The organism is Neobacillus oceani (assembly GCF_046237595.1).
Taxonomy (GTDB): domain Bacteria; phylum Bacillota; class Bacilli; order Bacillales; family Cytobacillaceae; genus Bacillus_D; species Bacillus_D oceani.
The window spans coordinates 646,900-670,336 of record NZ_CP143543.1 but is presented as its reverse complement, the minus strand read 5'-3'; the positions used below and the strand labels follow the sequence as shown (position 1 = coordinate 670,336).

The following is a 23,437-nucleotide window of genomic DNA, read 5'->3' as shown; positions in this document are numbered from 1 at the left end:
AACCATGCACTCGCCAAAAACAATCATCGAAAAAATATGGGAACAGCACGTTGTCCATCAAGAGGATGGCAGGCCAGACCTTTTGTATATCGATTTACATCTTGTACACGAAGTGACTTCTCCGCAAGCCTTTGAAGGATTGAGGATGAATGGGCGCTCTGTCCGCAGGCCTGACCTTACTTTTGCAACAATGGACCACAACGTTCCGACAAAGAACCAGTCTGTCATTAAGGATTTAATTTCGAAGAAGCAGATCGAAACGCTAATCGATAACTGCGAGGAATTCAACATTCCGCTTGCTGACATTACACATCCCGACAATGGGATCGTCCATGTAATCGGCCCGGAGCTTGGCCTTACCCAGCCTGGCAAGACGATTGTTTGCGGCGACAGCCATACTTCCACGCACGGTGCGTTTGGAGCACTTGCATTCGGAATCGGCACAAGCGAAGTTGAGCATGTCCTTGCGACGCAAACCCTTTGGCAGCAGCGCCCGAAAACATTGAACATCAAAGTAAACGGCAAGCTCGGGTTCGGGGTGACTGCGAAGGATTTGATTTTGGCAATCATTGCCCAGAATGGAGTCCGGTTCGGGACGGGATATGTAATTGAATATACAGGCGAGGCGATCCGCTCCCTTTCAATGGAGGAAAGAATGACCGTCTGCAACATGTCGATTGAGGCGGGTGCCCGTGCAGGGTTGATCACTCCAGACGAAACAACTTTCAACTATCTTCGCGGCAGAAATTATGCTCCACAAGGGGCTGAATTTGACAAAGCCGTCGAGAAGTGGCGCGCGCTCGCAACGGATGAAGGTGCTGTTTACGATAAAACAATCGAAATTGATGCCTCTGAGATCGCACCACAGGTTACCTGGGGAACAAATCCCGGAATGTGCATCCCTGTTGACGCAATGATTCCTACTCCGGAATCCGCGTCTTCGGAGAGTGAAAAACAGGAGATTGAGCGCGCTCTCGATTATATGGGCCTTGAAGCCGGTCAGCCCATAACTTCTGTCACAATTGAGCATGTGTTTATTGGGTCGTGTACAAATTCGAGGCTGAGCGATTTACGGAGGGCGGCTTCCGTCATTGAGGGGCGCCATGTCAATCCTGGGGTTAAGGCAATCGTTGTACCGGGTTCGAAAAGCGTGAAAGCCGCAGCCGAACAGGAAGGCCTGGATGCAATTTTCAAAAACGCAGGCTTTGAATGGCGCGACGCGGGCTGCAGCATGTGCCTCGCGATGAATGATGATGTCGTTCCGCCAGGCGAGCGTTGCGCTTCGACCTCGAACCGGAACTTCGAAGGCCGCCAGGGAACAGGCGCTAGAACCCATCTTGTCAGCCCGGAAATGGCCGCCGCAGCCGCAATTGAAGGCCGCTTCGTCGACATTCGCCAATTCGCCGCAGTGGAGGTGCTGTAAATGGAACCAATCACAATCCATACCGGGCTGGTGTTTCCGCTGGATCGAAGCAATGTGGACACCGACCAGATTATTCCGAAGCAATTTTTAAAAAGGATCGAACGCCAAGGATTCGGGCAGTTCCTGTTTTACAACTGGCGGTTCGACCATTCAGGCAAGCCGATTGAGGATTTCCCGCTCCATGATAAAAAATATGACGGCGCATCCATCCTGCTAGCTGGTGACAACTTCGGCTGCGGTTCTTCCCGGGAACATGCCCCATGGGCTCTTCTCGACTATGGCTTCAAGATTATCATCGCTCCAAGCTATGCCGATATTTTTAAGAACAATTGTGTGAAAAACGGGATTTTGGCAATCGAAATGCCTTATAAGCAAATCCAACAGCTTATGGCAAAAGCGGAAGCGGGAAGCTATTCGTTAACAGTTGACCTCGCTGCCCAAACTGTCCAGGACGGGGAAGGATTTTCGTATCAATTCGAGATTTCGGAGTATTCAAAGGAAATGCTCTATAACGGACTGGATGATATCGGTATTACCCTTTTATATGAAGAAAAAATTACACAGTTCGAAAACAGGCTTTAGCATTTAATTTTTGAAACTGAAGGAGCGTGAACCCCTTGGGGATTCTTTAACGACTAACATGATTTCCGACGCAATGGAACAATTGGCGAAGACGGTTTACCGCACTCCGCTTACGACCTCTACATTCCTGAATAATCTGGTCGGGAAAAATGTCTTTTTTAAAATGGAAAATCAGCAAAAGACCGGAGCTTTTAAGATCCGCGGAGCAAGCTATAAAATGTCGCGCCTGACGGAGAAGGAATTGCAAAAAGGCGTCATTGCCGCATCAGCAGGCAACCATGCCCAAGGCGTTGCATTCGCCGCTTCAAGGAGAGGGATTACAGCAAAAATCTACATGCCGGAAAATACACCCGATGCCAAAATCAAAGCGACGGAAAATTACGGTGCGAAGGCAGTCATTACCGGGGCCTCTTTTCAAGAAGCGTATGAGGCAGCTTGCATCGATCAGAAAAGAACGGGGAGCTACTTTCTCCATCCATTCGATGACTACCATGTCATGGCCGGACAGGCAACGATAGCGGTAGAAATGCTTATGCAGCAACCCTTTCTTGATACACTGATTGTCCCGGTTGGTGGCGGCGGCCTGATTAGTGGGGTTGCGGTTGCCGCCAAGCATATGCAGCCGAACATCCGCATCATCGGCGTCCAGGCGGAAGGTGCAAAGGTTATGCATGATCATTTTCATAACCTTCCTGCACCATGCAGCCGGTTTGCAGGAACCATCGCGGAAGGCATTGCTGTAAAAGAAGCCGGGAAACTGACCCTTCCCATCATCCGGCATTATGTAGACGATATGATTACCGTAAGCGAGAGCGACATCGCCACTGCCATTGTTTACATGCTCGAAAGGAAAAAAACATTAGTCGAAGGCGCGGGTGCGGCAGCGTTTGCCGCACTCCTCGCCAACCGTAGCACCATCCGCTCCAAAAACTGCGGCATCATCGTCAGCGGCGGCAACATGGATGTATCCCGGCTGGGCTTTATTCAACAACTGGCCCAGGATGGAACCGTGTCCCGTTTGGCGTGAGCCCTGGCCATATAATGAAGAGAAAGCCAATTCCTAAAGCGGAATGGCTTTCTTTTTTTAAAAAAAATTGAGCATCTTATTGATTGTGTGCCAGCGGCCTTACAATTCACGAAGACATTTTGGTTGCCAAAGCGGTTCAAAACTGTCTTCATAAACCTGATGAAGACACTTTCGACGGTAAAGCCGGCTTAAAACCGTCTTCATTAATCTCGTCAAGACCGTTTCATTCATTAAATTTACTCAAAACGGGCTTGAGAACCTCTGTCAAGACCGTTTCACTCATTAATTCCACTCAAAACGGTCTTGAGAAACTCCGTCAAGACCGTTTCACTCATTAATTACACTCAAAACGGGCTTGATAACAATGTTCCTCAGTTCTTGTTCTGCCCTATGCTTTCCCGCATTTTCTTTACTAGTTCTTCCTTTGCTTTTTAACTTTCCATACCCAAGGGAGTTATAGTATTTAATATACTTTTCATTCCCTTCCAACGCTTTATTTTTCATACTTACTCGTTGCCCCTTCCCCAAACAACGCGAAATAGATTATACTTTACTGAAACACATATAAAAAGGAGATTTTCCAATGACTGAGAATACGAACCAGGGAACCGAGAAAAAGAAAATCAGCCTGCAGGAGGCCATGAAGCAGCAACTTGCCAACAAGAAAAACCAGGCAGCCGCTGCAAAGGGGAATGGCGCCACAGATACATCAACGAAAAAAATGAAGAGCCAGATGACAAAAAAACCAAGCAATACGCGCAGGAAAATGGGCTCTTAAAATGAACGGACAAAACCGGAAGGACATTACAACAGGAATTACAGTCGACATTGTCCTGAAAGAGGACCAGAGAACAGGCAAGCTAACGAGGGGAATTGTAAAGGATATTCTCACAAAATCCCCAAATCATCCTCATGGCATTAAAGTCAGGCTCACGGACGGCCAGGTCGGCCGGGTAAAGAAAATCCATTCAGAAAACTAAAAAGCATTCAGGGACCGAAATCCTTGAATGCTTTTTTCACTTTATGAAATGCTGCAGAATTGTTTTTCAGCCTTAAACCGGCTGTATATTTTTCTCGACAAGGGATTTGCTTTCCCATACACGGCTTTTCCACCTGTAATACATGATGATCGCCCTGAACCATTCATCGGCAATGAAGGCAATCCAAATTCCGACGAGTCCCATCCCCATCGTAATGCCGAGTAAATAGGCAACAGGCACGCCGATTCCCCACATCGACACAAACGCCATTTTCACGGGGAAGTTGGCGTCGCCGGCCGCCCTTAGAGCCGCGATGATAACAATATTGAATGTCCTTCCTGGCTCAAGGATGATTCCAAGCAGCAGCAATTTCGCCCCTTCGGCAATGATTTTTTCGTTATCCGTAAAGATATCAAGGAGGGACTCCCTGAAAAAGACCATTGGGATGACGACTGCAATCGTCATTAAGAGACTCCACTTAAGGCTTTTCAAAAGGCGGTGGTAAGCACCATCATAGTCCCCCGCCCCGACTCTGTAGCCAACCAGGATTTGCGTCCCCTGCCCAAGCGCGATTGCGAAGAGCATCATAAACGCCATAATATTCCATGTATAAACCCTTGTAGTCAAAGCCGTCGCGCCAATCAAGGCGATGATGGCGGTCATTGCCATCTGGCTTGTATTGTAGACAAGGTTTTCCCCGGCGGACGGAACCCCGATTCTTAGGATTTTTTTAATAAATACCGGGCTGAAGTTCATATAGTCTTCCTTTTTAATTTTTACCGGAAGGCGCTTATATAGCAGCCAGAAAATCATCACAACAGCGATGAAGCGGCTGATCGCTGTCGATATCGCCACTCCCTGAATTCCAAGCTGCGGTATGCCGAAGAGACCATAAATAAAGAGGCTGTTTCCGACAAGGTGGATGATATTCATCAAGATTGAAATCATCATAGCTTCCTTTGAAAAGCCATTCGCGCGCAGGATCGATGATGCTGTGACGAGAAGGGCCTGGGAAAACAAGGTTGCCCCTACAATCGTAAGGTATTGTTCTGCCAGCCGATGGATTTCCGGAGTAAGGCCAAAAAGGTTTAAAAAACTCCCTTTGAACAGGACGACAATCGCACTGATCACAATCCCAAAAATGAGATTGAGAGATATGGAAATTCCCGATATCCTTCTGGCGTCTATTACGAGGCCAGCTCCAAGATTCTGCGAGACAAGCACCGTTGTTCCTGTTGCTACGAATCCAAAGATGAGAATCGTAAAAAATACAAGCTGATTGGCCACCCCAACGGCTGCCACTGCTTCGTCAGAAACATAGGAAAGCATGAACGTATCCGTGCTGCCCATTAGCATATGCAAAAATGACTCAATGAAAATTGGCCATGTTAAAGCAAATAATCCAGGTTCTATGAAGCTTTTTTTCTTGGCTGCTTCTGCCATGTATTCCACCTTCTTTTAAATACATCTTCACTTTCGGTTTTTAACGAAACTTCCCTACTCTAGTGCATTTTCCAGTTTGTGTCTATACTTTTTTTAAAAAAACTGCTTTGAATTGGCTGGTAATAATATCGCACGAGAGCTGAAACATAATAGCATCACCGTGCCGTTAAAAAACAGCCCGCTGTAGCAACCGTTTTGGCTTGCATCCAGCGGGCTGTCGTTTAGTTGGATAGGGATGTTTCAAACTGTACTTTATGGAGGTTGGCAAAAATGCCTCCCTGTTCAATCAGTTCGTCGTGGCTTCCTTCCTCAGCAATACCTTCTTCAGTAACGACGACAATCCTGTCTGCGTTGCGGATTGTCGCGAGCCTGTGCGCAATAACAAGCGTTGTCCGGTTTTGGGACAGGTCGGTAAGAGCGGTTTGGATAATCCGCTCGGTTTCGGTATCCAGTGCGGATGTTGCCTCATCAAGAATGAGGATTGGCGGGTTTTTCAGGAACATCCGGGCAATTGCGATCCTCTGCTTTTGCCCTCCTGAAAGTTTCAGCCCGCGCTCGCCAATCTGTGTTTCATAGCCATCAGGGAGCGAAGCAATAAACTCTTCAAGATGGGCTTTTCTCGCGGCGTCTTCAATTTCTGCCTGTGACGCGCCAAGCGATCCGTACTCAATATTCTCGCGGAGTGTTCCCGTGAACAGGAAGACATCCTGCTGCACGATACCGATTTGTGAACGGAGCGATTTTTTCGTCATCTCCCGAATGTCGATTCCATCAATACAGATGCTTCCGCTATTCACATCATAGAACCGCGGAATCAATGAACAAATTGTTGTTTTCCCCGCGCCTGACGGACCAACGAAAGCGACCGTCTCACCATGATGGATATCGAGATTAATTCCTTCGAGGACAGGTTTGTTGGAATCATAGCTGAAGGTTACATCCCTGAACGTGATATCCCCTTTTAAATGAGGAACTTCTATAGCATCCGGGGCATCGACTATATCCGGGCTCTGGTCTATCAATTCGGTAAACCGTTTGAAGCCGGCCATGCCTTTCGGATACAACTCAAGAATAGCACTGATTTTGTCAATCGGCTTGAACAATACGTTTACATAAAGAACGAAGCCAACCAGCTCTCCGTAGCTTAGTGCCCCAGTAAAACTTAGCCAAGCTCCATATACAAGAACAACGAGGATCATTAGCCTTGTCGACATATAAATGCCTGAGGAGCTAAACGACATTACCTTGTAGGCGGCCAGTTTCGCCCTGCGGAACTTGCGGTTATTTTTCGTAAAGCGCTCAATTTCGAATTCTTCATTTCTAAAAGACTGTACGACGCGGATGCCAGAAACACTGTCCTCGACCCGGGCGTTGACGTCCGCGATGTCGCTGTACATGTTTTTCCAGGCGGTATTCATTTTCCGGTTAGCATAGGAAATCAGCCAAACCAGGAATGGCGCGATAATCATGGCCGTGAGCGCAAGCTTGACATTGATGGTGAGCATGATCCAAAATGCCCCCACGAACGTCATCACAGCAATGAACAAATCCTCCGGTCCGTGGTGGGCAAGCTCTCCGAGATCGAATAGATCATTGGTGATTCTGCTCATGATGTGGCCGGTTTTTGTATTATCAAAAAAGCGGAACGATTGTTTTTGGACATGCTGGAACAGTTCCTGCCTCATATCGGTTTCAATGTTAATCCCAAGCTTATGCCCCCAGTAATTTACAATAAACTGGAGAAGGGTGCTGACAACATATAATAGAAGAAGCCCGATGCTGACGCCGATGATGGCATTCCAGTCACCGCCCGGCAGGAGTTCATCAATGAACCACTTGACTGCAAGCGGAAAAGCCAATTCAAGCGCTGCCACAACGACAGCACTGCTGAAGTCGATAATGAATAACCTCCTGTGAGGCCGGTAATATGTAAAAAAGCGCCTAATCATTCCATCTATCCCCCCATGTTCTTCCTGTGATTATATGCCAAATCGGGGACAATTCACAACACTATAATCCTTATTTTCAATAATTTTTTCGGAACCCGAAATACGAACAGTGCCAGGCACTACCCGAAGTTTGTCGAATAGATGAGGCGCGTGATAAAAGGAGCAGCCAGGCGGCTGCTCCCTTAAACGATACTTTCATTTCGGTCTTCCTCTACCTTCTTTTCCTGACTTCCGAAACTACTTCCGAGACCATGTTATACATCTTTTCGATCCCTTTGTGGGATGCCTCAAAACGAAAGGCTTGCTTTGGTTCGATTCCAAGGTTTCCGGCTTCCTGAGCGGCATCAATATTCGCCCCCATGAAGATAAACTCCCAGCTGTATTTTTCCTGTTGGTGCCGGATAAGCTCTTTTACTTTTTCATAGGTAAATTCCCGGCTGGCATTTTCCATCCCATCCGTGGTGATGACAAAAATTACTTTGCCAGGGCGCTTGTGCTCTTCCGTTCTGCCTAGTCTGAAGCCAACATCGACAATGGTCCTTCCTACTGCGTCCAGGAGGGCAGTTGACCCTCTCACAAAATATTCCTTGTCCGTCAGTATCGCGTTTTCCGAGTTAACCCCGCTCCATAATGTCTCATACTTGTCGTCAAACAGAACCGCCGTGACAACCGTTTCCCCATCAAGGCTGGATTGTCTGCTCAAAAAGGAATTGAACCCGCCAATTGTATCCTGCTCGAGGCCGGCCATGGAACCGCTGCGGTCAATGAGAAAAATAATTTCCGTTAAATCTTTCTTCACAATAGTCAACTCCTTTAGTTTAATTGATATAATAGTAACTTGATAAGCCAATTATTTGGTCGCCTGCCGGGCGACAAATTTGGAGGTCGGCCAGAATGCTCGATCAAAAGTTCTTTATGGAATTGCAAAAGTATATAAGTGACCACCTTGAGGTACTGATTTTAGAAGAATCCCAAAGCTTCCACAAAAGCTTTAAAAGGGATGTTATTTTGAAAAGCATTTCTCCTATCGAGATGAAAGAGTTTATTGAAGGGAAACGGCAGCCAGTCCTGAGGGAGGTCCTTTTCAACTACATTGACAGGAAGGGAGTAACGGATTCCGATATTTACAAAAAAGCCTTAGTTGACCGCCGCCACTTTTCAAAAATCCGTTCCAATCCAAACTACCGCCCCGGGAAAAATACGGTTATTGCCCTGGCACTCGCGTTGGAACTGAATAAAAAAGAAACCGGCAAGCTATTAAGCTCGGCCGGCTACTCCCTATCGGACAGCGATACATCCGATCTCGTAATTCAATTTTGTATCGAAAAGGGGATTTATGACATCCATCAAGTGAACGAAGCATTGGAGTATTTCAGCCTCAAGCCACTTGGCGGGATCACGGTATAAAATTCACCTTTCATTAGGGATGGTTTTACCGCCTGTTAAAAGTGGGATAAAAAGAAATCCAGGGGATATTGCCACCCTGGATTTCTCTTTATATCATAAAATTATGACCTCTTCGCAATCATCTCAATTTCCACATCAGCCCCAAGGGGCAGGGCCAATACAGCAACGCTTGTCCTTGCGGGGAATGGTTCGGAAAACTGTGTTTTATAAACCTCATTCATTTCCGAAAAGTTTTTCATATCCGTTAAATAGACATTTACCTTCACTACATTATCCGGTGTAAGCCCCGCAGCTTCAAGGACAGCAAATAGATTTGCAAAGCATTGCTTCGTCTGTTCGCCAATACCACCACTCACCAACTCCCCTTTCGTTGGATCAATCGGTGTTTGCCCGGATAAATAAACCAAATCTCCCGCATCCACCGCATGCGAATACGGCCCAACCGCCTTTGCATCTTTCGATTCGTACGTTTTCCTCACCTTTCAACCATCTCCCTATCGATATTTGGTGTCAGGCACCATTCCATTGTAAATAGTTCGAGAAGGCTTGCTCTTTTTCTCCAAGAAGAGTGCAGATTTCATGTATTCAACATGCTTTTAAAGTAAAGGTGCTGGATGCATCTTAAAACCTTTCAGGATAAGATTGCCAAAACAACATACATTTGTTATAAATATCATATTATTTGTCGGTGCTATACGCAGGCATTCGAATGATGAATTTGGTCCCCTTCCCCTGTTCACTCTCTACTTTTATTGACCCTTTAATGGAGTGGATAATCTTATACGATACAGAGAGGCCAACCCCAGTTCCCTTATCCTTTGTTGAGTAAAATGGCGTTCCCAGGTACCTTAACTGTTCCTTGGACATACCCGCGCCATTATCTTCTATGGCTACAAAAATATTGGATCCTTTTTTCCAGGCATAAATATTAATTTCCCCTTTTGATCCAATCGCTTCAATGCTGTTTTTTATCAGGTTCACAAAGACCTGCTTAATTTCGGAACTGTCGGCTTTGATGAACAAGCCGGCTTCGATTGAGGATGTAATCGAGATCGTCTGAAGATTCGTATACGATTTCATCAGTTCTATGATTTTATAAAGTTCATACTGTAAATCAAGTATTCCCATATCCGTACTTGCCGGTTTTGCCAGGGATAGGTACTCCGTCAGTATTGCCTGGGAATGATTTAATTCTTCTATTGAGATATCAATATATCTCCTTTGTGAATCTGTTAAATTGTCATCTTTTTTCATTAGTTGCAGGAAACCCCTAACAGCGGTCATCGGGTTGCGGACCTCATGCGCCACCGAGGCTGCCAGTTGTCCAATCACATTGTAGCGTTCAGCCCGCTGGACCTTTTCTTCCAATTCAACCTGCCTCTTCAGGTTTTCAAAAATGAAAACGACGGACATAAGCGTGAGCCAGGCAATAATCGAAAAAATGAAAACGATTCCAATTTGATCGGAATGTTGATTCGCAATAAGCCATATTTCACGCGTTATCGTAATGGCCCAGTGTATAGCACTTATGGCTATAACCTTGAACCGTAAAGAGTGGTCCCTGAATTTCCTGGCAATCACCGTTAGCAAACCGCCAGCAATTGAAAAATTCAGAACGGTTACGAGAGGCGGGCCTTCTTGGAATAGTATCTTGTAGCCCATGGCAATTAGCAGAAGGATTGAGCCGGTTAACGGGTTGCCATACAAAAACGCAATAATGATGGGGATTAATTTTAAATCGTAAATCAACTTATCGGAATAGTTAACAGAGAAAGTGAGAGTCAGGACGAGCGAGAGGGAAAGCACAAACAGGAGTCTTGGTTTCAAGCCATTTTCCTTTTTCCCGTTTTTATGCAAGAACAAATGGTAAAACCATATTGGAAAAAGGACAACTAGTACCTGGTTTAAAACATGTCCAATATTCGCAAGCATTGGCCATTCTCCTTAAACATTAATTAGGCATCATTTTACATATTAATCTAAATTCTCTAAAAAACCTCCAAATCCCTGTCTCATTTCTCTTAAAATCGTTAATTTTTTTTGCCGAACTTCGTAACATCGCCAATACGCAAAAGGATAATTGGAAAACCGGACGAAACTCCGTCCGGTTTACATGTTCTATTCCCGCTTTTCAAAGGTTTTGCAAGCTGTTTCTTCTACATTGGCAGCCTCCCTGCCATTTTGCCCAATAACAAAAATTGAATCGGCGACGCACTCATCGCCTTCTGCCCAGTACTTGCAATTTTCCACATTGCATTTAACTTCTATTTTCAAGGGAAGCCCTCCTAGAAAAGATTTATGGAACTTTACCCCTTTTAATAGAACAATAATCCAAACGATCCCGCTCCTATTTTTCAGCAAACAAATAGATTCTCGCCTCATAAGGCCTTAACTGTATTGTGTTTTCCTTTTCATCCCCAAAGGGTTCATAATTCACAATCAGCAAACGGACCAGGATCAGGGCAATTTTTCATTACTTTCCGCCTGTAAATGAAATTCCTTTAATAAAGTAGCGGTTAAAGAACGCATAGATCAACAGCACCGGCAATGTGAATACCATTGAAGCCGCCATAATGTAGTTCCAATAGCTGACGAATTGTCCTTTGAACGTATTCAAGCCAAGGGGGAGCGTAAACATTTCAATATCTGTCATAACGATTAACGGGCGCATAAAGTCGTTCCAGAATCCCATGAAAATAAAGATTGCCTGGGCGGCAAGCGCCGGTTTTGCCAAAGGAAGTACGATTCGAAAGAAGGTTCCGAAACGGCTTAAGCCATCCATCTCGGCAGCTTCCTCCAGTTCCTTTGGAAAGTTGACGAAGAATTGGCGCATCATAAAAATATAAATTGCATTGATCATTCCCGGGACGATCATCCCCTGGTAGGAATTCAGCCAGCCAAGCTGTTTTAAAATCAGGTAGTTCGGAATCATTGTTACCTGGGGCGGAATCATTAAGACTGCCAGGATAAGGATAAAAATCGGCTTTCTACCAGGAAAATTAAGTCGCGCGAGGGAATAGCCCGCCATTGAGTTAAAAATCAGATTCAGCACTGTTCCAACACTTGCAATAAAAAGGCTATTGAACATCCAGCGCGGAAAATGCTCCTGCTCTAAAAAAATCTGTTTATAGTTATCTAATGTGAAATTCTTTGGAATAAAGCTCATTGAACCGCTGACGATTTCCGAGAGTGTCTTGAACGATGACGAAACTGCCCATAAAAATGGCACCATTGTCGTAACGGCGTAAGCTCCAAGGATGATATACAGGAATACCTTTCCGATGCTTATTTTCCTCTTCATTTTTGTATACCCCCTTTTAATACAATGATTCTTCCTTGGAAAATTTCCGTTGAATAAGCGTTGCTATAAGGATGACAATGGCCAATAAAAAAGCAAGCGCGGAAGCATATCCAATCGTTCCCAACGTTTTAAAGGCATATTGGTAAACAAGAAGTACGATTGTCAAGGTGGAGTTATCCGGCCCGCCGGATCCGCCGGAAAATATGTAAGATTGGTCAAACAATTGGAAGGTCCCTATAAGGCCCATAATAACGACAAAGGACGTAACAGGCCTTAAATGCGGTACGGTTATGTTCAAGAACTTCTGGATGGAATTCGCGCCGTCAAGTTCAGCCGCTTCATATAATGAATCGGGGATGTCCTGAAGGGCGGCCAGGTAAATGACCATAAAAAATGGCGCTGTTGACCAAATATTCATGATCATGATCGCATTTAGGGCAATATTCGGGTCGCCAAGAAAATTATAGGTTGGCAGGCCGATAGACTCAAGAATCGTATTAATAAGTCCTTCCTTGTTATACATCCACATAAAAATAAGGGTTAAAACAGCAGATGATGTCAATGTTGGGAGAAAGTAGACAATCCTGAAGAAATTTTGCCCCTTTATCCCTGCGTTCAGTGTAGCCGCGAGAATGAGCGCGAGCATCGTCTGGCACGGGACTACAACCACAACATATTTGAACGTATTCCATAACGCGATCTTCGCCCTTGTATCATTCAGAATCCGTTCAAAGTTGCCGAAGCCGATAAAATCAAATGTGGCTGTTCCGAGCAGCTGTACTTTATGGAACGAAAGGAATAGCGTGTAGAAAATAGGCCCGACAATAAATACGAGCAATACCACTAACGCGGGTGATATAAACGTATATCCTTGGCCGGCTTCACGCAGGTTCCTCCGGGAAAATGAGATTTTCATTCTCTGCATCTCCTTTTATAAAAATATGGTGCTCCATTTGGCTGCCAAAACTGTTTCTGTCGAAGTCCCGAGACTTCGGCACAAAGAGTCCTGCAGAATAAAAGGAGGGAAAGGGAAATTGCCTATTCCCCTTCCCGTACACTCCATTACTTTGAATCAATTTCTGAATTCGCCTGCTTTTCCGCTTCTTTAAGAGCTTCTTCGAGCGGACGCTTGCCGAGGAAAGCACTTAAGAACTGATTATTAAAGTTGTTCATAATGATTGGAAGGTTCGTGCCTTCTGACCAAACTGTCGCGTATGATGCACCGGCAACAAGCGATGCACGCAGTTCATCCTTGTCATAGCCGAGCTTTTCCGCAACAGACTTTCGAGTTGGCAGGGCATACCCTTTGCTAGTCCACGTTTCCATGCCTTCCTTACCTGTCAAATAAGAGATTAGCTTCCAGGAAGCCTCTTTCTTTTTCGATGCACCATTCATTACATAAGCAACAGAGTAAGCCATAGTCGAATGCTTTCCATCAACAGTCGGCAATTCAGCAGTTCCGTACTCAATATCTGGGAAGGTATCGGCAAGGAAAGGGATAGCCCAGTTTCCTTCGATGACCATAGCAGATTTGCCCTGTCCAAAGATCTCACCGCCCCAGTTAGCGCCTACTTCTTTTGGCTCGGCAGCGGTTTTATCAACATTATGCATATCGATAATAGGCTGGAGAGCGCTCACTACTTCTGGTGAAGCAAAGTTCGCCTTACCGTCTTTTACGATATCTCCGCCAGTAGACTCGCCAAGCCAGAACATGCGTGCAAGCTCAGGAGCGACGCCAAATCCATACACTCCATCCTTGGTCAGTTTCTTTGCAGCCTCGCGGAATTCTTCAAATGTTTTCGGAACCTCCACGCCCGCATCACTCAGCATTTTTTTGTTATAAAACAATGCAAGTGTTGAGTAATCCTTAGGGAAGCCGTATGTTTTTCCATCCTGAATAAATGCTTCTGCCAATGGCTTTTCAAAATCCTCAACATCAAAGTCATCTGTTACATACTCATCCAGCGGCTCAAGGACACCTGTTTCAATCAAAGCCGGCGCTTCGAATGCATCTAGATAGAATACATCCGGGCCTTCGCCGCCAATCAGCCTTGTTTTAATAACATCCATGTATTGTTCGGAAATGACTTCGTATTTTACCTTGACATCCTTATGTTTCGATTCAAAATCCTCAATTACCTGCTTCAGAAGTTTTTCTTCAGTCGGGTTGCCTCCCCATCCTGCCAGGGTAACCTCTACCGGTTTTCCACTCTCTTTAGACCCCTCACTGTCTTTGTTTCCGGATGAATCTTTGCTGCAGCCGGCAAGAATACCTGCCATTAGTACTGATGCTACCCCCACTGTCGAAAGCCACTTTCTCATTCTCATAATCAGAGCCCCTTTCAATTTTTATTTTTGATATCTTAAGAGAGATAATCTCTAGAGACTATAGTTGCTGATTCGGCACTCCTAGTTCTGGATAATTGCGTACCCAGTCGTATTTTCGATGATAGTTACCTTTACGCCATCATTGGTGCGCACAGCTTCAAGCGACAGAATGCCTTCCCCTATCCTCATGTTGTATACGGCAAGCTCATTCATTTCGGGCAGGAGCAGCGGCGATAGCGTTATTTCCTTTTTGGCGCAATCCGGAAACAGCCCGAGAATGGTCTGGATAAAAACGAGAGGAGTCCCCGCGGCCCAAGCCTGTGGGGAACACGCGACAGGATACTTTACGGCCTTTCCAAGTGAATCGCCGTAACCGCAAAACAGTTCCGGGAGCCGATTATATTCAAAAAATCCTGAGGCCTTTATCAGTCCGCCAATCACTTGATTCGCTTTGTCCTGGCGTCCTGTTTTACTCAATCCCAGCAAGATCAGGCTATTGTCATGTGGCCAGATGCTTCCGTCATGGTAGCTCATCGGATTATAGCCGGCTTCTCCTTCACCCATTGTGCGGATGCCGTATCCTGAGAACATTTTGGGAGATAAAAGCATATTGCTTACCGCATCGGCTCTCTCCTCGTTTAAAATGCCGGAATACAGGAGGTGCCCTGGATTTGATGTGATTGTCCCTACCTGTTTCTTTTCCGCATCAAGGGCGATGGCGTAAAACTCCCGATCTTCCATCCAGAAAGAATCATTGAATTTATCCTTTAATCTTTGAGCGTCCGCCCTGAGCGTTTCTGCCTTTTCGGTCTTCCCTGTATGTTCATATAAGTCTGCGATGCCTGCTTTTGCCTGGTATACATAGCCCTGCACTTCCGATAAGGCAATTGGTGACTTGGCATAGTCCCCATTTCGGTGGACGATTGAGTCTCCTGAATCCTTCCAGCCCTGGTTGGCTATGCCCTTGCTTGATTCTTGGTGGTATTCAACGAACAGGTCCCCATCTCGGTCCCCAAAGGAATCGATCCATTTTAAAGCGCTTTCAATATTACTTTCAATGTCCTCAAGAATCTCATAATCGCCTGTCCAGTTCACATATTCTTTCACCAGGATTAGAAAAAGCGGGGTTGCATCGATAGTTCCGTAATATGGGGTAAATGGAATCTGTCCAGTGCTCGCGAGTTCACCATAGCGGATTTCATGCATAATCTTTCCGGGCTGTTCATCACGCCATGGATCGAGCTTTTTACCCTGATAGTTTGCCATTGTCAAAATGGTACCCTTTGCTATTTGCGGATTAAAGGCGAGCATTTGCAATGCCGCAATGATACTGTCCCGGCCAAACGGAACTCCGAACCACGGAAGCCCGGCGACAGGGAACGGACCAAAGCCAACGTCAGTCAGCAGGACCCTAAGGTCGTCGACGCCTCTTTGTACAAGTGTCTGCAACGCGGAATAATCTGTTTTAACTGTGGTGGTTTCCCTGGCCCACCTGTCATATAAATCCTGTAATTGGCCAATGGCTGTATTAACCGGTACAGGTTTTCTATCGCTGGCATCGCCAATTTGTGGCTGAATAAAAAATGTCACGCTGTCCTCTTCTTCATGCCCAAGCGTAAAACTGAAAGTTACACGGCCGTTAGCTTCTACCGCTTTTGCGGTCTTATCCCAGCCAACCACTGTTTTCCGCGTAATGTTGTCTGACCCCACATAGCCAAAGGCGAGGGAATTTCCCTTAATCTCCTGACCGGTCCTACTTCCAACCTTTCCTTTCTGGAAGCCCCTGATAATGAACATATCTTTGAAATCGGCATCCATTTCCAGGGTAATTTCAAATGATACCTGTTTTGGAAAATAGTTTTTTACCTTGATTGTTTCATAGAGAACATTGTCTGATATGAATCGTGACCTTTCGATTTCGACGGATTCCCTCCACAAAATCAATCCATCGTGATTTTCCATATGGGGATTTGTAAGAAGGATTTTTGCCATGTAGTTTTCAGCAGCATCAGAGGATAACAAGATAGGTTCTTCCCCGTTAATATAAAGATTCAGCTTGCTCAAAAAACGCGTATCCTTCGTATAAAGACCCAACCCATATGGATGGCCGACCGGAATATCTCCTTGCTTATCGGTTAATAAAAATAGGTCATTTTCTTTAATTACACGGTAGTCCATTATGCGCCTCCTGCAAACAGTTTTTCCGAAACGTTTCGGATTTTGATACTATATATTTAAAGTGTGTAAAGCTTTGTTTTCTTTTACTTAAACGTTTCGGATTTAATCGACAAAAATCTATTTCCTTCTGCTTTTTGCAGCCGATTCTCTTATCACAAGTTTTGTCGACATCGTTACAATTTGCGGCTCCGACTTTCCTTCAAGCATATTCACCAACAGATGCGCGGCCTGGTACCCCAATTGGAAAAAGTTCTGTGATACCGTAGTTAGCTGAGGATTTGAGTAGGATGCAAGAATGATATCATCATATCCAATCACCGATAAATCTTCGGGTACTCTTAGTCCGATGGATTTAGCCGCTTTCAGTGCGCCAAGGGCCATGATATCGCTCGCACAAAAAATGGCCGTTATCTCTGGATGCTTGATAAGGAGCCTCCTTGCTTCCTCAAAGGCTGTTTCTTCCTCAAATCGGCCGTTGCAAACCCAATCAGGATTAACCGGCAAACCATGTTCTTTTAGTGCATCCATATACCCCTCGAGCCTTTTTCGGCTCACAAAAGCCTGGCCATGGCCATTAATCATGGCAATTTTTTCATGCCCGAGGCCTATTAAATGCTCAACGGCTTTCCGCGCACCTGTAACGTTATCGGTCGTCACGTAGCCAACATTTTCAGAGTGGACTGGGATATCGATAAGGACACAGGGAATGTCACTTTCCACTACTTCCTTTAAATACGGATCGTCCGTTTTAATCCCCTGAATGATTACACCGTCCACCCGCCTTTCCCTGCATAACTGGGAGTATGTTTTTTCACGTTGCTTTGATGTATTTGTATTAAATAAAATCAAATCATATTCCTTTTCGGATACGGAATCATTTACTCCGGACAGAATCGACAAGATGATTTGGTCCTTTTCACTTTCCCTGTTCAAGCCAGATACGAGCAGCCCAATTGTCTTTGAGACGTTCATTACGAGCCCTCTCGCTAGGATATTCGGGCTGTAATTCAGCTCCTTTGCGATATCCATGATTCTTTGCCTGGTCTTTTCACTAACATCGGAATAACCATTAAGCGCCCTGGAAACCGTTGTAACCGAAACCCCAGCAGTTTTTGCAATATCTTTAATCGTTTTAGCCATGGAATCCTCCGAAACGTTTTGGTACCTTTATACTTGAAGCATAAACCAGTTTGGAGGCGTTTGCAATCTTTAATTTTCATAATTTTCCAAAACAGTATATACTAGAATCAATGAAAAATAAATTTGAGCGTGAGGTTTCTATGACTGAGAATAAAAATGAACTTGAAAGTCTTCGGGAAAAAAATAAAAGGCTTGAAAATAGGATTACGGAATTGGAAGACCTGGTCAGAACCGTTTCGGCTCCGGTAATCCCCTCAATTATTCCCGGGGTGCTGCTTATTCCCCTTGCAGGCACAGTATCATCCTCCAAGTTCGACCTAATCATTCCAGAACTGTTGGAACAGGCCGGCGGCGAGGATATTGACACGGCCATTCTGGACTTTACCGCGATAAGCATAAAGGGTTTGGATGATCTAAAAATTCTGGGCCATTACCTCATCAATTTAACCTCCTCACTAAGGCTTGTCGGTTCTCAAGTTTTGGTAGTTGGTATTACTCCTGGTTTTGCCCAGGAATTGGCCAAATCGCAACTGCAATTCATCAAGGAATTGCAAACTTTCTCAACCTTTAAATCAGCACTTCAATATTTAATGAAGAAAAAAGGCTTGTCTTTAATGAAAAAAGTATAATTTTTTAAAATAAAAAGGTTTGAAAGCCCCAGCGTGCGGGTAATACACAATAATGGGGCATTGAGCGGCACCAGATTCGGTTAAAAACAAAAAAGACTGTAGGAAAAACCGAGCATGTCGGGGTTTCCTACAGTCTGAAACCCCTGTTTCAGGGGTTTCACTTTTGTGATTCAGCTGGTATTCCAATGGATTCTACTACATCCACTTCCTCGTTTTGCAGTTTATATCCTATACCCCAAACCGTCTTAATTGCAAGGTTGACTTCGTTTTGCTTAAGTTTTTTGCGAATTCTATTAAGATGTGTATCAATCATCCGGTCATCCTCCAGATGTTCGTAACTCCAGACAACCTTAAGCAATTCTTCTCTTGTCACGACAACATCTTGTTTCTTGGCAAGGATCCAAAGGATGGCGAATTCTTTTTTCGTAAAATTCAATTCCTTTTTCCCATGATACACCTTATAGTTATTCCGGTTCATTTTAAGCTTTCCGAATTGGATTACTTCTTCCTCGCCGCTTCTCTTCATAGCAACAAGATCTAGCAAGACTTTTATTTTACATAACAGGACGGGATAGCTGATTGGATTCATGACAACGTCGTCCGCGCCGGCTTCAAAGTATTTGATAATTTGATCTTCAGGTAAAGGCTTGCCGATAATGATGATGATCGTTTGAAACTTTTGGCGAATTTGGCGGCATAGTTCAATACTATTCACATCTATTAATGAATGATTGATAATAACTACATTTGGTCTCCACTCGATCGCACTGATTAAACCCTGCAAACCATTGTTATAGGAGGTGACTGAGAAGTAAGATCCGAAAAATTGCAAAAGCTTTGCGCATCTCTGACTATCTTCTTCTATTATTAATATCTTCTTTTCCATTTAGTACGCCCCCAAACAGCACTAAAAGCAGATTGGCCTTTTTAATATTATAGCAGTTGCTTTGATTTCGGTAAATATTACCTACGATAACGGATAATGGCAAGCAACAAAATGTTCGTTATCCGTGTTAGCAAACGCTGGTGCTTCTTCCCGGCATTTAGCCTGGGCAAATGGGCATCGGGTATGGAAATAGCAGCCTGAAGGAGGGTTGATTGGACTTGGCACATCCCCTTCAAGGACAATTCTATTCTTCTGTTCTCTGAATCTTGGGTTCGTAACAGGGTTTGCGGAAATCAATGCTAGAGTATAAGGATGCTTTGGATTATCAAAAAGCTCGTCCACGTCCGCAAGTTCTACCAGTTTACCTAAATACATTACCCCAACACGCTTGCTAATATGCCTTACAACGTTCAATCCATGGGAAACAAATAGATATGTTAGGTCCATTTCTTTTTGAAGTTCTTCCAAAAGATTAATAATTTGCGCCTGGATTGAAACGTCCAGTGCGGAAACGGCTTCATCAAGGACAAGGAACTTCGGGTTCAGTGCCAATGCTCTCGCAATGCCGATCCTCTGCCTTTGGCCGCCGCTGAACTCATGGGGATATCTCCTGATATGATAAGGGCTTAAGCCAACAATCCCCATCAATTCCTGGACGCGCTTTTCCCTTTCGGCTGGATCTTTCATGCCGTGGATTTTGAGAACACGGCCAATCGTATCACCGACACTCAGCCTTGGATTTAGCGAGGAGTACGGATCCTGGAAAATGAGTTGTAAATCCCTGCGGGTTTGGCGCATTTTCTCACTTGATAAATCAAAAATGTTATTGCCTTCAAATTCAACGCTTCCGGCGGTGGGCTCCAGCAAGTTCAGCAGGACACGCCCAATGGTCGACTTTCCGCAACCGCTTTCCCCTACAAGGCCCAGTGTTTCCCCGCGATAAATATCCAGGCTTACACCATCAACTGCCTTTACATATCCCTGGACCCGTCCGAGCAGGCCGCCTTTAATAGGAAAATGTTTTGTAACGCCCCGGGCGCTCAGAATGACTGAAGACTCTTTATTTGTGTCTTGTTCTCGTTCTAACATCGTATTCAGCATGCTTCTTATGCCTCCCAGCGATTAGTATATTTCCAGCAGCGTACTTGTTCTTCTTCCGAAATGACGACCGTTTCCGGCATTTCCGCACGACACAAATCCCTTGCATATTCACAGCGCGGTGCAAAACGGCAGCCAGGCGGCAGGTTCAATGGATTCGGTACAACGCCATCAATCGCATACAGTTGGCCTTGCTTCTTTTCCGGGGTCGGCATTGATTTCAAAAGTCCTTCGGTGTACGGATGTTTTGGGTTTTCAAAAATCGTGAACACATCGCCTTGCTCAACAATTTGCCCGGAATACATAACAACGACGCGATCTGCCATTTCCGCTACTACCCCAAGGTCGTGGGTAATGAGCATAATGGATGTATCAAGCTTGGCTTTAAGGTCCTTCATTAGTTCCAAAATCTGATTTTGGATCGTAACATCCAATGCAGTTGTCGGCTCGTCCGCGATTAATAGCTCAGGGTTACAGGCCAGCGCAATCGCAATCATGACACGCTGCCTCATCCCGCCGCTCAGTTCATGCGGGAATGCCTGGACACGACGTTCAGCCTCTGGAATCCCAACCAATTTCAAAAGTTTAATTGCTTGTTCCATAGCTTGTTTAGGGGTCATTCCCTGATGCAAAATCAGTGATTCACATATCTGGTCTCCTACTCGGAAAACCGGATTGAGTGAAGTCATCGGCTCCTGGAAAATCATCGAGATTTTATTTCCCCTGATTTCGCGCATCTCGTGCTCGTTTTTTTCTAAAAGATTTTCCCCATCGTAATTGATTTCACCGGCAACAATTTTACCGGGAGGGGAAGGAATAAGGCGGATAATCGACAATGAAGTCTGGCTTTTTCCAGAACCGGATTCGCCGACTATTGCCAGTGTCTCACCTTTTTTAATTTTAAAATCAACGCCATCCACAGCTGGGACAACCCCATCTTCCGTGAAATAATGGGTCTTCAAATTTTTTATTTCCAAAAGAGTTTTTTTCTCTGTTACTGTTGTACTCATGCTTGTCCTCCCCCCTAGTTCTTGTTACGCGGATCTAAAGCGTCGCGTAAACCGTCTCCGACAAAGTTAACAGACATTACTGATATTAGTATTAATAAACCAGGGAAAATCGCTACCCATGGATAAAACATCAAGGTCGACAAGTCCTGAGCCTGGGTAAGCATGTTGCCCCAGCTTGGCGTTGGCGCCTGAATCCCCAGTCCAAGAAAGCTAAGGCTAGCTTCAGCAAGGATATTCCCCGCAATGTCCAAAGTAGCAATTACCGTAATCGGCGCAATCGCATTCGGCAGGATATGGTAGAAAATAATGCTCGGTTTTACTTCGCCGGTGGCCCGGGCGGCTTCAACAAAATCCCGCTGCTTCAGTGTCAGGATTTCGCCGCGGACAATACGTGACATGCCTGTCCAGCCCACGATACTTAAAACAAATACGGTCGTCCAAATGGAAGGGACCATAATGGACGCAATGATAAGCAGCAAAAATAGTGAAGGAATTGACTGAATCGCATCGACAATCCTCATCATGACGTTATCAACCGCACCGCCAAAATACCCTGAAACCGCTCCATAAGTAATGCCAATGAGCAATGTGAAAACCATGGCTGCAAGTGCAACTGTGAGCGATACCCTTGTGCCATAAACCGCCCTGCTGAATACATCCCCGCCAAGGCTATCGGTTCCAAACGGATGTTTCAGGCTTGGGGCTAGATTTGCTTCTTCATAAACATTGGTGTACGGATCATGTGGAGCAATTAATGGCGCAAATATCGCCATCAAAATTAAGCAGCTAAAAACTATTAGGCCGACAACAGCCAACTTATTCTTTTTGAATCTTTTCCAGACGGCAGCCGAGCGGGTCTCAATTTTTCCCTGCTCCTGCCACTCTGTCAATATTGCTTGATTATCTGCTAATTTTGGGACGCTCATCTTAGGCTACCTCCTCTAGTTCTTTCCGTATTGGATGCGCGGATCTACGACTGCATAAAGGATGTCGGCAAGCAAGTTCCCGATTACAACCATCATCCCGGCAAACATTGTTGTCCCCATGATTACTTGATAGTCCCTGACAAAAATCGCATTTACTGCCAAGCGGCCCATTCCCGGCCATGCAAATATCTGCTCGACAAACAATGCGCCGCCAAATAGTGCAGGCAACTGTAGTCCCAAGATCGTAATGAGCGGAAGGAGGGCATTCCTTAATGCGTGCTTGTAAATAACCTTGTTTTCCGATACTCCTTTTGCCCTTGCCGTCCTAACGTAGTCCTGTTTAATGACTTCCAGCATACTTGAACGCATGTAACGGGACTTGCTGGCAATCAAGCCAAAGCAAAGTACGGAAGCCGGCAAAACGAGATGCTTCAAGCGGTCCAGAAAATCGAAGCGATCATAGATTGACATCATGTCACTCGGAGGGAATAAATCTAGTTTTAGAGAAAATAATAGTATTGCCATTAAAGACAGGTAAAACGAAGGCACCGCAATTCCCACATATGTGAATGAGGTAAAGAAGTTGTCAAACAAAGAATATTTTTTAACAGCGGAGTAAACCCCGATTGGAACTGCAAGAAGGACTGATAATACAATCGCTACCCCCATTAGGAGCATTGTTGCGGGTATTCTTTCAATGATTTTTTCAGTAACAGGGCGGCCATCTTCAAATGAATAACCTAGATCCCCTTCAAGTACGAGGAGCTTCAACCACATAAGATACTGTATGTAAATCGGCTGGTCTAAGCCCAATCTTTTTTCAATCGCTGATGTATCGACCGCTTCCGCGCCTTCACTGCTTCTATATACATCGAGAGGGCTTCCTGGAGCCAATGTCATTAAAAGGAATGAGATTATAGAGATGATGATCATTAGAGGAATAGCTTGGAGACTACGCCGTATGATATACTTCCACATTTAAACTTCCCCCACTTTCCATTGCACGAATGGTGATTTATTTAACCTGTTAAGAATAAGAGCCGTAGGGACTAGACTGTCACCTACGGCTGCTTATGTCAGGTCATTTCTAGTTATTACGCTTAAATTTCAATTGGTGCCACTTGGCTTTT

Annotated in this window: 24 protein-coding genes; 7 read left to right on the top strand and 17 right to left on the bottom strand. The window is 45.0% G+C overall.

Going from position 1 to position 23,437, the window contains the following annotated elements; all coding sequences use genetic code 11:
• Positions 1-4 precede the first annotated feature (4 nt).
• The 3 genes from leuC (at position 5) to ilvA (ending at position 3,032) form a co-directional block, all read left to right on the top strand.
• The gene (leuC, locus tag V1499_RS03310; RefSeq protein WP_409273785.1) at positions 5-1,423 is read left to right on the top strand and encodes a 3-isopropylmalate dehydratase large subunit; all 1,419 of its coding nucleotides are present in this window, start codon (positions 5-7) and stop codon (positions 1,421-1,423) included.
• Entirely contained in the window at positions 1,424-2,005 is a 582-nt protein-coding gene (gene leuD, locus V1499_RS03305) for a 3-isopropylmalate dehydratase small subunit (protein ID WP_409273784.1), read from the top strand.
• 73 nt (positions 2,006-2,078) lie between these two features.
• Positions 2,079-3,032 (top strand): threonine ammonia-lyase, encoded by a 954-nt coding sequence (gene ilvA, locus V1499_RS03300; protein ID WP_409276215.1) that lies wholly within the window; start codon positions 2,079-2,081, stop codon positions 3,030-3,032.
• Positions 3,033-3,359: 327 nt separating this feature from the next.
• Here ilvA and V1499_RS03295 read toward each other — a convergent pair whose 3' ends face one another.
• Positions 3,360-3,536 (bottom strand): hypothetical protein, encoded by a 177-nt coding sequence (locus tag V1499_RS03295; RefSeq protein WP_409273782.1) that lies wholly within the window; start codon positions 3,534-3,536, stop codon positions 3,360-3,362.
• A 79-nt stretch (positions 3,537-3,615) separates the two neighbouring features.
• Between V1499_RS03295 and V1499_RS03290 the strand changes: the two genes are divergently transcribed.
• Positions 3,616-3,810 (top strand): hypothetical protein, encoded by a 195-nt coding sequence (locus V1499_RS03290; RefSeq protein WP_316570231.1) that lies wholly within the window; start codon positions 3,616-3,618, stop codon positions 3,808-3,810.
• A 1-nt stretch (position 3,811) separates the two neighbouring features.
• Positions 3,812-4,012, top strand: a complete 201-nt coding sequence (locus tag V1499_RS03285; RefSeq protein ID WP_409273779.1) for a YwbE family protein — start codon at positions 3,812-3,814, stop codon at positions 4,010-4,012.
• Positions 4,013-4,084: 72 nt separating this feature from the next.
• Here V1499_RS03285 and V1499_RS03280 read toward each other — a convergent pair whose 3' ends face one another.
• The 3 genes from V1499_RS03280 to V1499_RS03270 all read right to left on the bottom strand — a co-directional run bounded on the left by V1499_RS03280 (position 4,085) and on the right by V1499_RS03270 (position 8,203).
• Positions 4,085-5,455 carry an MATE family efflux transporter gene (locus V1499_RS03280; RefSeq protein WP_409273777.1) on the bottom strand — a complete coding sequence of 457 codons (1,371 nt, stop codon included), beginning with the start codon at positions 5,453-5,455 and terminating at the stop codon, positions 4,085-4,087.
• 221 nt (positions 5,456-5,676) lie between these two features.
• Positions 5,677-7,404: an ABC transporter ATP-binding protein gene (locus V1499_RS03275; protein ID WP_409273775.1), complete on the bottom strand. Its 1,728-nt coding sequence runs from the start codon at positions 7,402-7,404 to the stop codon at positions 5,677-5,679.
• Between the two features lie 211 nt (positions 7,405-7,615).
• Positions 7,616-8,203: a vWA domain-containing protein gene (locus V1499_RS03270; protein ID WP_409273774.1), complete on the bottom strand. Its 588-nt coding sequence runs from the start codon at positions 8,201-8,203 to the stop codon at positions 7,616-7,618.
• A gap of 95 nt (positions 8,204-8,298) precedes the next feature.
• Between V1499_RS03270 and V1499_RS03265 the strand changes: the two genes are divergently transcribed.
• Positions 8,299-8,811 (top strand): hypothetical protein, encoded by a 513-nt coding sequence (locus V1499_RS03265; protein WP_409273772.1) that lies wholly within the window; start codon positions 8,299-8,301, stop codon positions 8,809-8,811.
• A gap of 101 nt (positions 8,812-8,912) precedes the next feature.
• Here the strand turns inward: V1499_RS03265 and V1499_RS03260 are convergent, their stop codons facing one another.
• The 8 genes from V1499_RS03260 to V1499_RS03225 all read right to left on the bottom strand — a co-directional run bounded on the left by V1499_RS03260 (position 8,913) and on the right by V1499_RS03225 (position 17,758).
• The gene (locus V1499_RS03260) at positions 8,913-9,290 is read right to left on the bottom strand and encodes a RidA family protein (RefSeq protein WP_409273770.1); all 378 of its coding nucleotides are present in this window, start codon (positions 9,288-9,290) and stop codon (positions 8,913-8,915) included.
• A 199-nt stretch (positions 9,291-9,489) separates the two neighbouring features.
• Entirely contained in the window at positions 9,490-10,743 is a 1,254-nt protein-coding gene (locus V1499_RS03255) for an ATP-binding protein (RefSeq protein WP_409273768.1), read from the bottom strand.
• 186 nt (positions 10,744-10,929) lie between these two features.
• Complete coding sequence (locus V1499_RS03250) at positions 10,930-11,085, bottom strand: DUF1540 domain-containing protein (RefSeq protein ID WP_409273766.1); 156 nt, start codon at positions 11,083-11,085, stop codon at positions 10,930-10,932.
• A 199-nt stretch (positions 11,086-11,284) separates the two neighbouring features.
• A complete protein-coding gene (locus V1499_RS03245; RefSeq protein ID WP_409273765.1) occupies positions 11,285-12,112 on the bottom strand; it encodes a carbohydrate ABC transporter permease in 828 nt (275 codons plus the stop codon).
• 16 nt (positions 12,113-12,128) lie between these two features.
• Positions 12,129-13,028: a carbohydrate ABC transporter permease gene (locus V1499_RS03240; protein WP_409273763.1), complete on the bottom strand. Its 900-nt coding sequence runs from the start codon at positions 13,026-13,028 to the stop codon at positions 12,129-12,131.
• Positions 13,029-13,174: 146 nt separating this feature from the next.
• On the bottom strand, positions 13,175-14,440 hold the full coding sequence (locus V1499_RS03235) for an ABC transporter substrate-binding protein (protein WP_409273761.1): 1,266 nt from the start codon (positions 14,438-14,440) through the stop codon (positions 13,175-13,177).
• Between the two features lie 81 nt (positions 14,441-14,521).
• A complete protein-coding gene (locus tag V1499_RS03230) occupies positions 14,522-16,618 on the bottom strand; it encodes a glycogen debranching N-terminal domain-containing protein (protein WP_409273759.1) in 2,097 nt (698 codons plus the stop codon).
• Positions 16,619-16,735: 117 nt separating this feature from the next.
• Positions 16,736-17,758 (bottom strand): LacI family DNA-binding transcriptional regulator, encoded by a 1,023-nt coding sequence (locus V1499_RS03225; protein ID WP_409273757.1) that lies wholly within the window; start codon positions 17,756-17,758, stop codon positions 16,736-16,738.
• Between the two features lie 140 nt (positions 17,759-17,898).
• Between V1499_RS03225 and V1499_RS03220 the strand changes: the two genes are divergently transcribed.
• Positions 17,899-18,387 (top strand): STAS domain-containing protein, encoded by a 489-nt coding sequence (locus tag V1499_RS03220; RefSeq protein ID WP_409273755.1) that lies wholly within the window; start codon positions 17,899-17,901, stop codon positions 18,385-18,387.
• Between the two features lie 157 nt (positions 18,388-18,544).
• Here V1499_RS03220 and V1499_RS03215 read toward each other — a convergent pair whose 3' ends face one another.
• The 5 genes from V1499_RS03215 to V1499_RS03195 all read right to left on the bottom strand — a co-directional run bounded on the left by V1499_RS03215 (position 18,545) and on the right by V1499_RS03195 (position 23,285).
• A complete protein-coding gene (locus V1499_RS03215; RefSeq protein ID WP_409273754.1) occupies positions 18,545-19,273 on the bottom strand; it encodes a response regulator transcription factor in 729 nt (242 codons plus the stop codon).
• An 81-nt stretch (positions 19,274-19,354) separates the two neighbouring features.
• Positions 19,355-20,374, bottom strand: coding sequence for an ABC transporter ATP-binding protein (locus V1499_RS03210; protein WP_409273752.1), 1,020 nt, complete (start codon positions 20,372-20,374; stop codon positions 19,355-19,357).
• Between the two features lie 5 nt (positions 20,375-20,379).
• Positions 20,380-21,381, bottom strand: coding sequence for an ABC transporter ATP-binding protein (locus V1499_RS03205; protein ID WP_409273750.1), 1,002 nt, complete (start codon positions 21,379-21,381; stop codon positions 20,380-20,382).
• A 14-nt stretch (positions 21,382-21,395) separates the two neighbouring features.
• Positions 21,396-22,307 (bottom strand): oligopeptide ABC transporter permease, encoded by a 912-nt coding sequence (opp4C, locus tag V1499_RS03200; protein WP_409273748.1) that lies wholly within the window; start codon positions 22,305-22,307, stop codon positions 21,396-21,398.
• A gap of 15 nt (positions 22,308-22,322) precedes the next feature.
• Positions 22,323-23,285 carry an ABC transporter permease gene (locus V1499_RS03195; protein WP_409273747.1) on the bottom strand — a complete coding sequence of 321 codons (963 nt, stop codon included), beginning with the start codon at positions 23,283-23,285 and terminating at the stop codon, positions 22,323-22,325.
• Positions 23,286-23,437: the final 152 nt, after the last annotated feature.

Excerpts from the sequence above, each read along its gene's own strand:
- leuC (WP_409273785.1), top strand. The coding sequence starts at position 5 with ATGCACTCGCCAAAAACAATCATCGAAAAAATATGGGAACAGCACGTT.
- leuD (WP_409273784.1), top strand. The coding sequence starts at position 1,424 with ATGGAACCAATCACAATCCATACCGGGCTGGTGTTTCCGCTGGATCGA.
- ilvA (WP_409276215.1), top strand. The coding sequence starts at position 2,079 with ATGGAACAATTGGCGAAGACGGTTTACCGCACTCCGCTTACGACCTCT.
- V1499_RS03295 (WP_409273782.1), bottom strand. The coding sequence starts at position 3,536 with ATGAAAAATAAAGCGTTGGAAGGGAATGAAAAGTATATTAAATACTAT.
- V1499_RS03290 (WP_316570231.1), top strand. The coding sequence starts at position 3,616 with ATGACTGAGAATACGAACCAGGGAACCGAGAAAAAGAAAATCAGCCTG.
- V1499_RS03285 (WP_409273779.1), top strand. The coding sequence starts at position 3,812 with ATGAACGGACAAAACCGGAAGGACATTACAACAGGAATTACAGTCGAC.
- V1499_RS03280 (WP_409273777.1), bottom strand. The coding sequence starts at position 5,455 with ATGGCAGAAGCAGCCAAGAAAAAAAGCTTCATAGAACCTGGATTATTT.
- V1499_RS03275 (WP_409273775.1), bottom strand. The coding sequence starts at position 7,404 with ATGATTAGGCGCTTTTTTACATATTACCGGCCTCACAGGAGGTTATTC.
- V1499_RS03265 (WP_409273772.1), top strand. The coding sequence starts at position 8,299 with ATGCTCGATCAAAAGTTCTTTATGGAATTGCAAAAGTATATAAGTGAC.
- V1499_RS03255 (WP_409273768.1), bottom strand. The coding sequence starts at position 10,743 with ATGCTTGCGAATATTGGACATGTTTTAAACCAGGTACTAGTTGTCCTT.
- V1499_RS03245 (WP_409273765.1), bottom strand. The coding sequence starts at position 12,112 with ATGAAGAGGAAAATAAGCATCGGAAAGGTATTCCTGTATATCATCCTT.
- V1499_RS03240 (WP_409273763.1), bottom strand. The coding sequence starts at position 13,028 with ATGAAAATCTCATTTTCCCGGAGGAACCTGCGTGAAGCCGGCCAAGGA.
- V1499_RS03235 (WP_409273761.1), bottom strand. The coding sequence starts at position 14,440 with ATGAGAATGAGAAAGTGGCTTTCGACAGTGGGGGTAGCATCAGTACTA.
- V1499_RS03230 (WP_409273759.1), bottom strand. The coding sequence starts at position 16,618 with ATGGACTACCGTGTAATTAAAGAAAATGACCTATTTTTATTAACCGAT.
- V1499_RS03225 (WP_409273757.1), bottom strand. The coding sequence starts at position 17,758 with ATGGCTAAAACGATTAAAGATATTGCAAAAACTGCTGGGGTTTCGGTT.
- V1499_RS03220 (WP_409273755.1), top strand. The coding sequence starts at position 17,899 with ATGACTGAGAATAAAAATGAACTTGAAAGTCTTCGGGAAAAAAATAAA.
- V1499_RS03215 (WP_409273754.1), bottom strand. The coding sequence starts at position 19,273 with ATGGAAAAGAAGATATTAATAATAGAAGAAGATAGTCAGAGATGCGCA.
- V1499_RS03210 (WP_409273752.1), bottom strand. The coding sequence starts at position 20,374 with ATGCTGAATACGATGTTAGAACGAGAACAAGACACAAATAAAGAGTCT.
- V1499_RS03205 (WP_409273750.1), bottom strand. The coding sequence starts at position 21,381 with ATGAGTACAACAGTAACAGAGAAAAAAACTCTTTTGGAAATAAAAAAT.
- opp4C (WP_409273748.1), bottom strand. The coding sequence starts at position 22,307 with ATGAGCGTCCCAAAATTAGCAGATAATCAAGCAATATTGACAGAGTGG.
- V1499_RS03195 (WP_409273747.1), bottom strand. The coding sequence starts at position 23,285 with ATGTGGAAGTATATCATACGGCGTAGTCTCCAAGCTATTCCTCTAATG.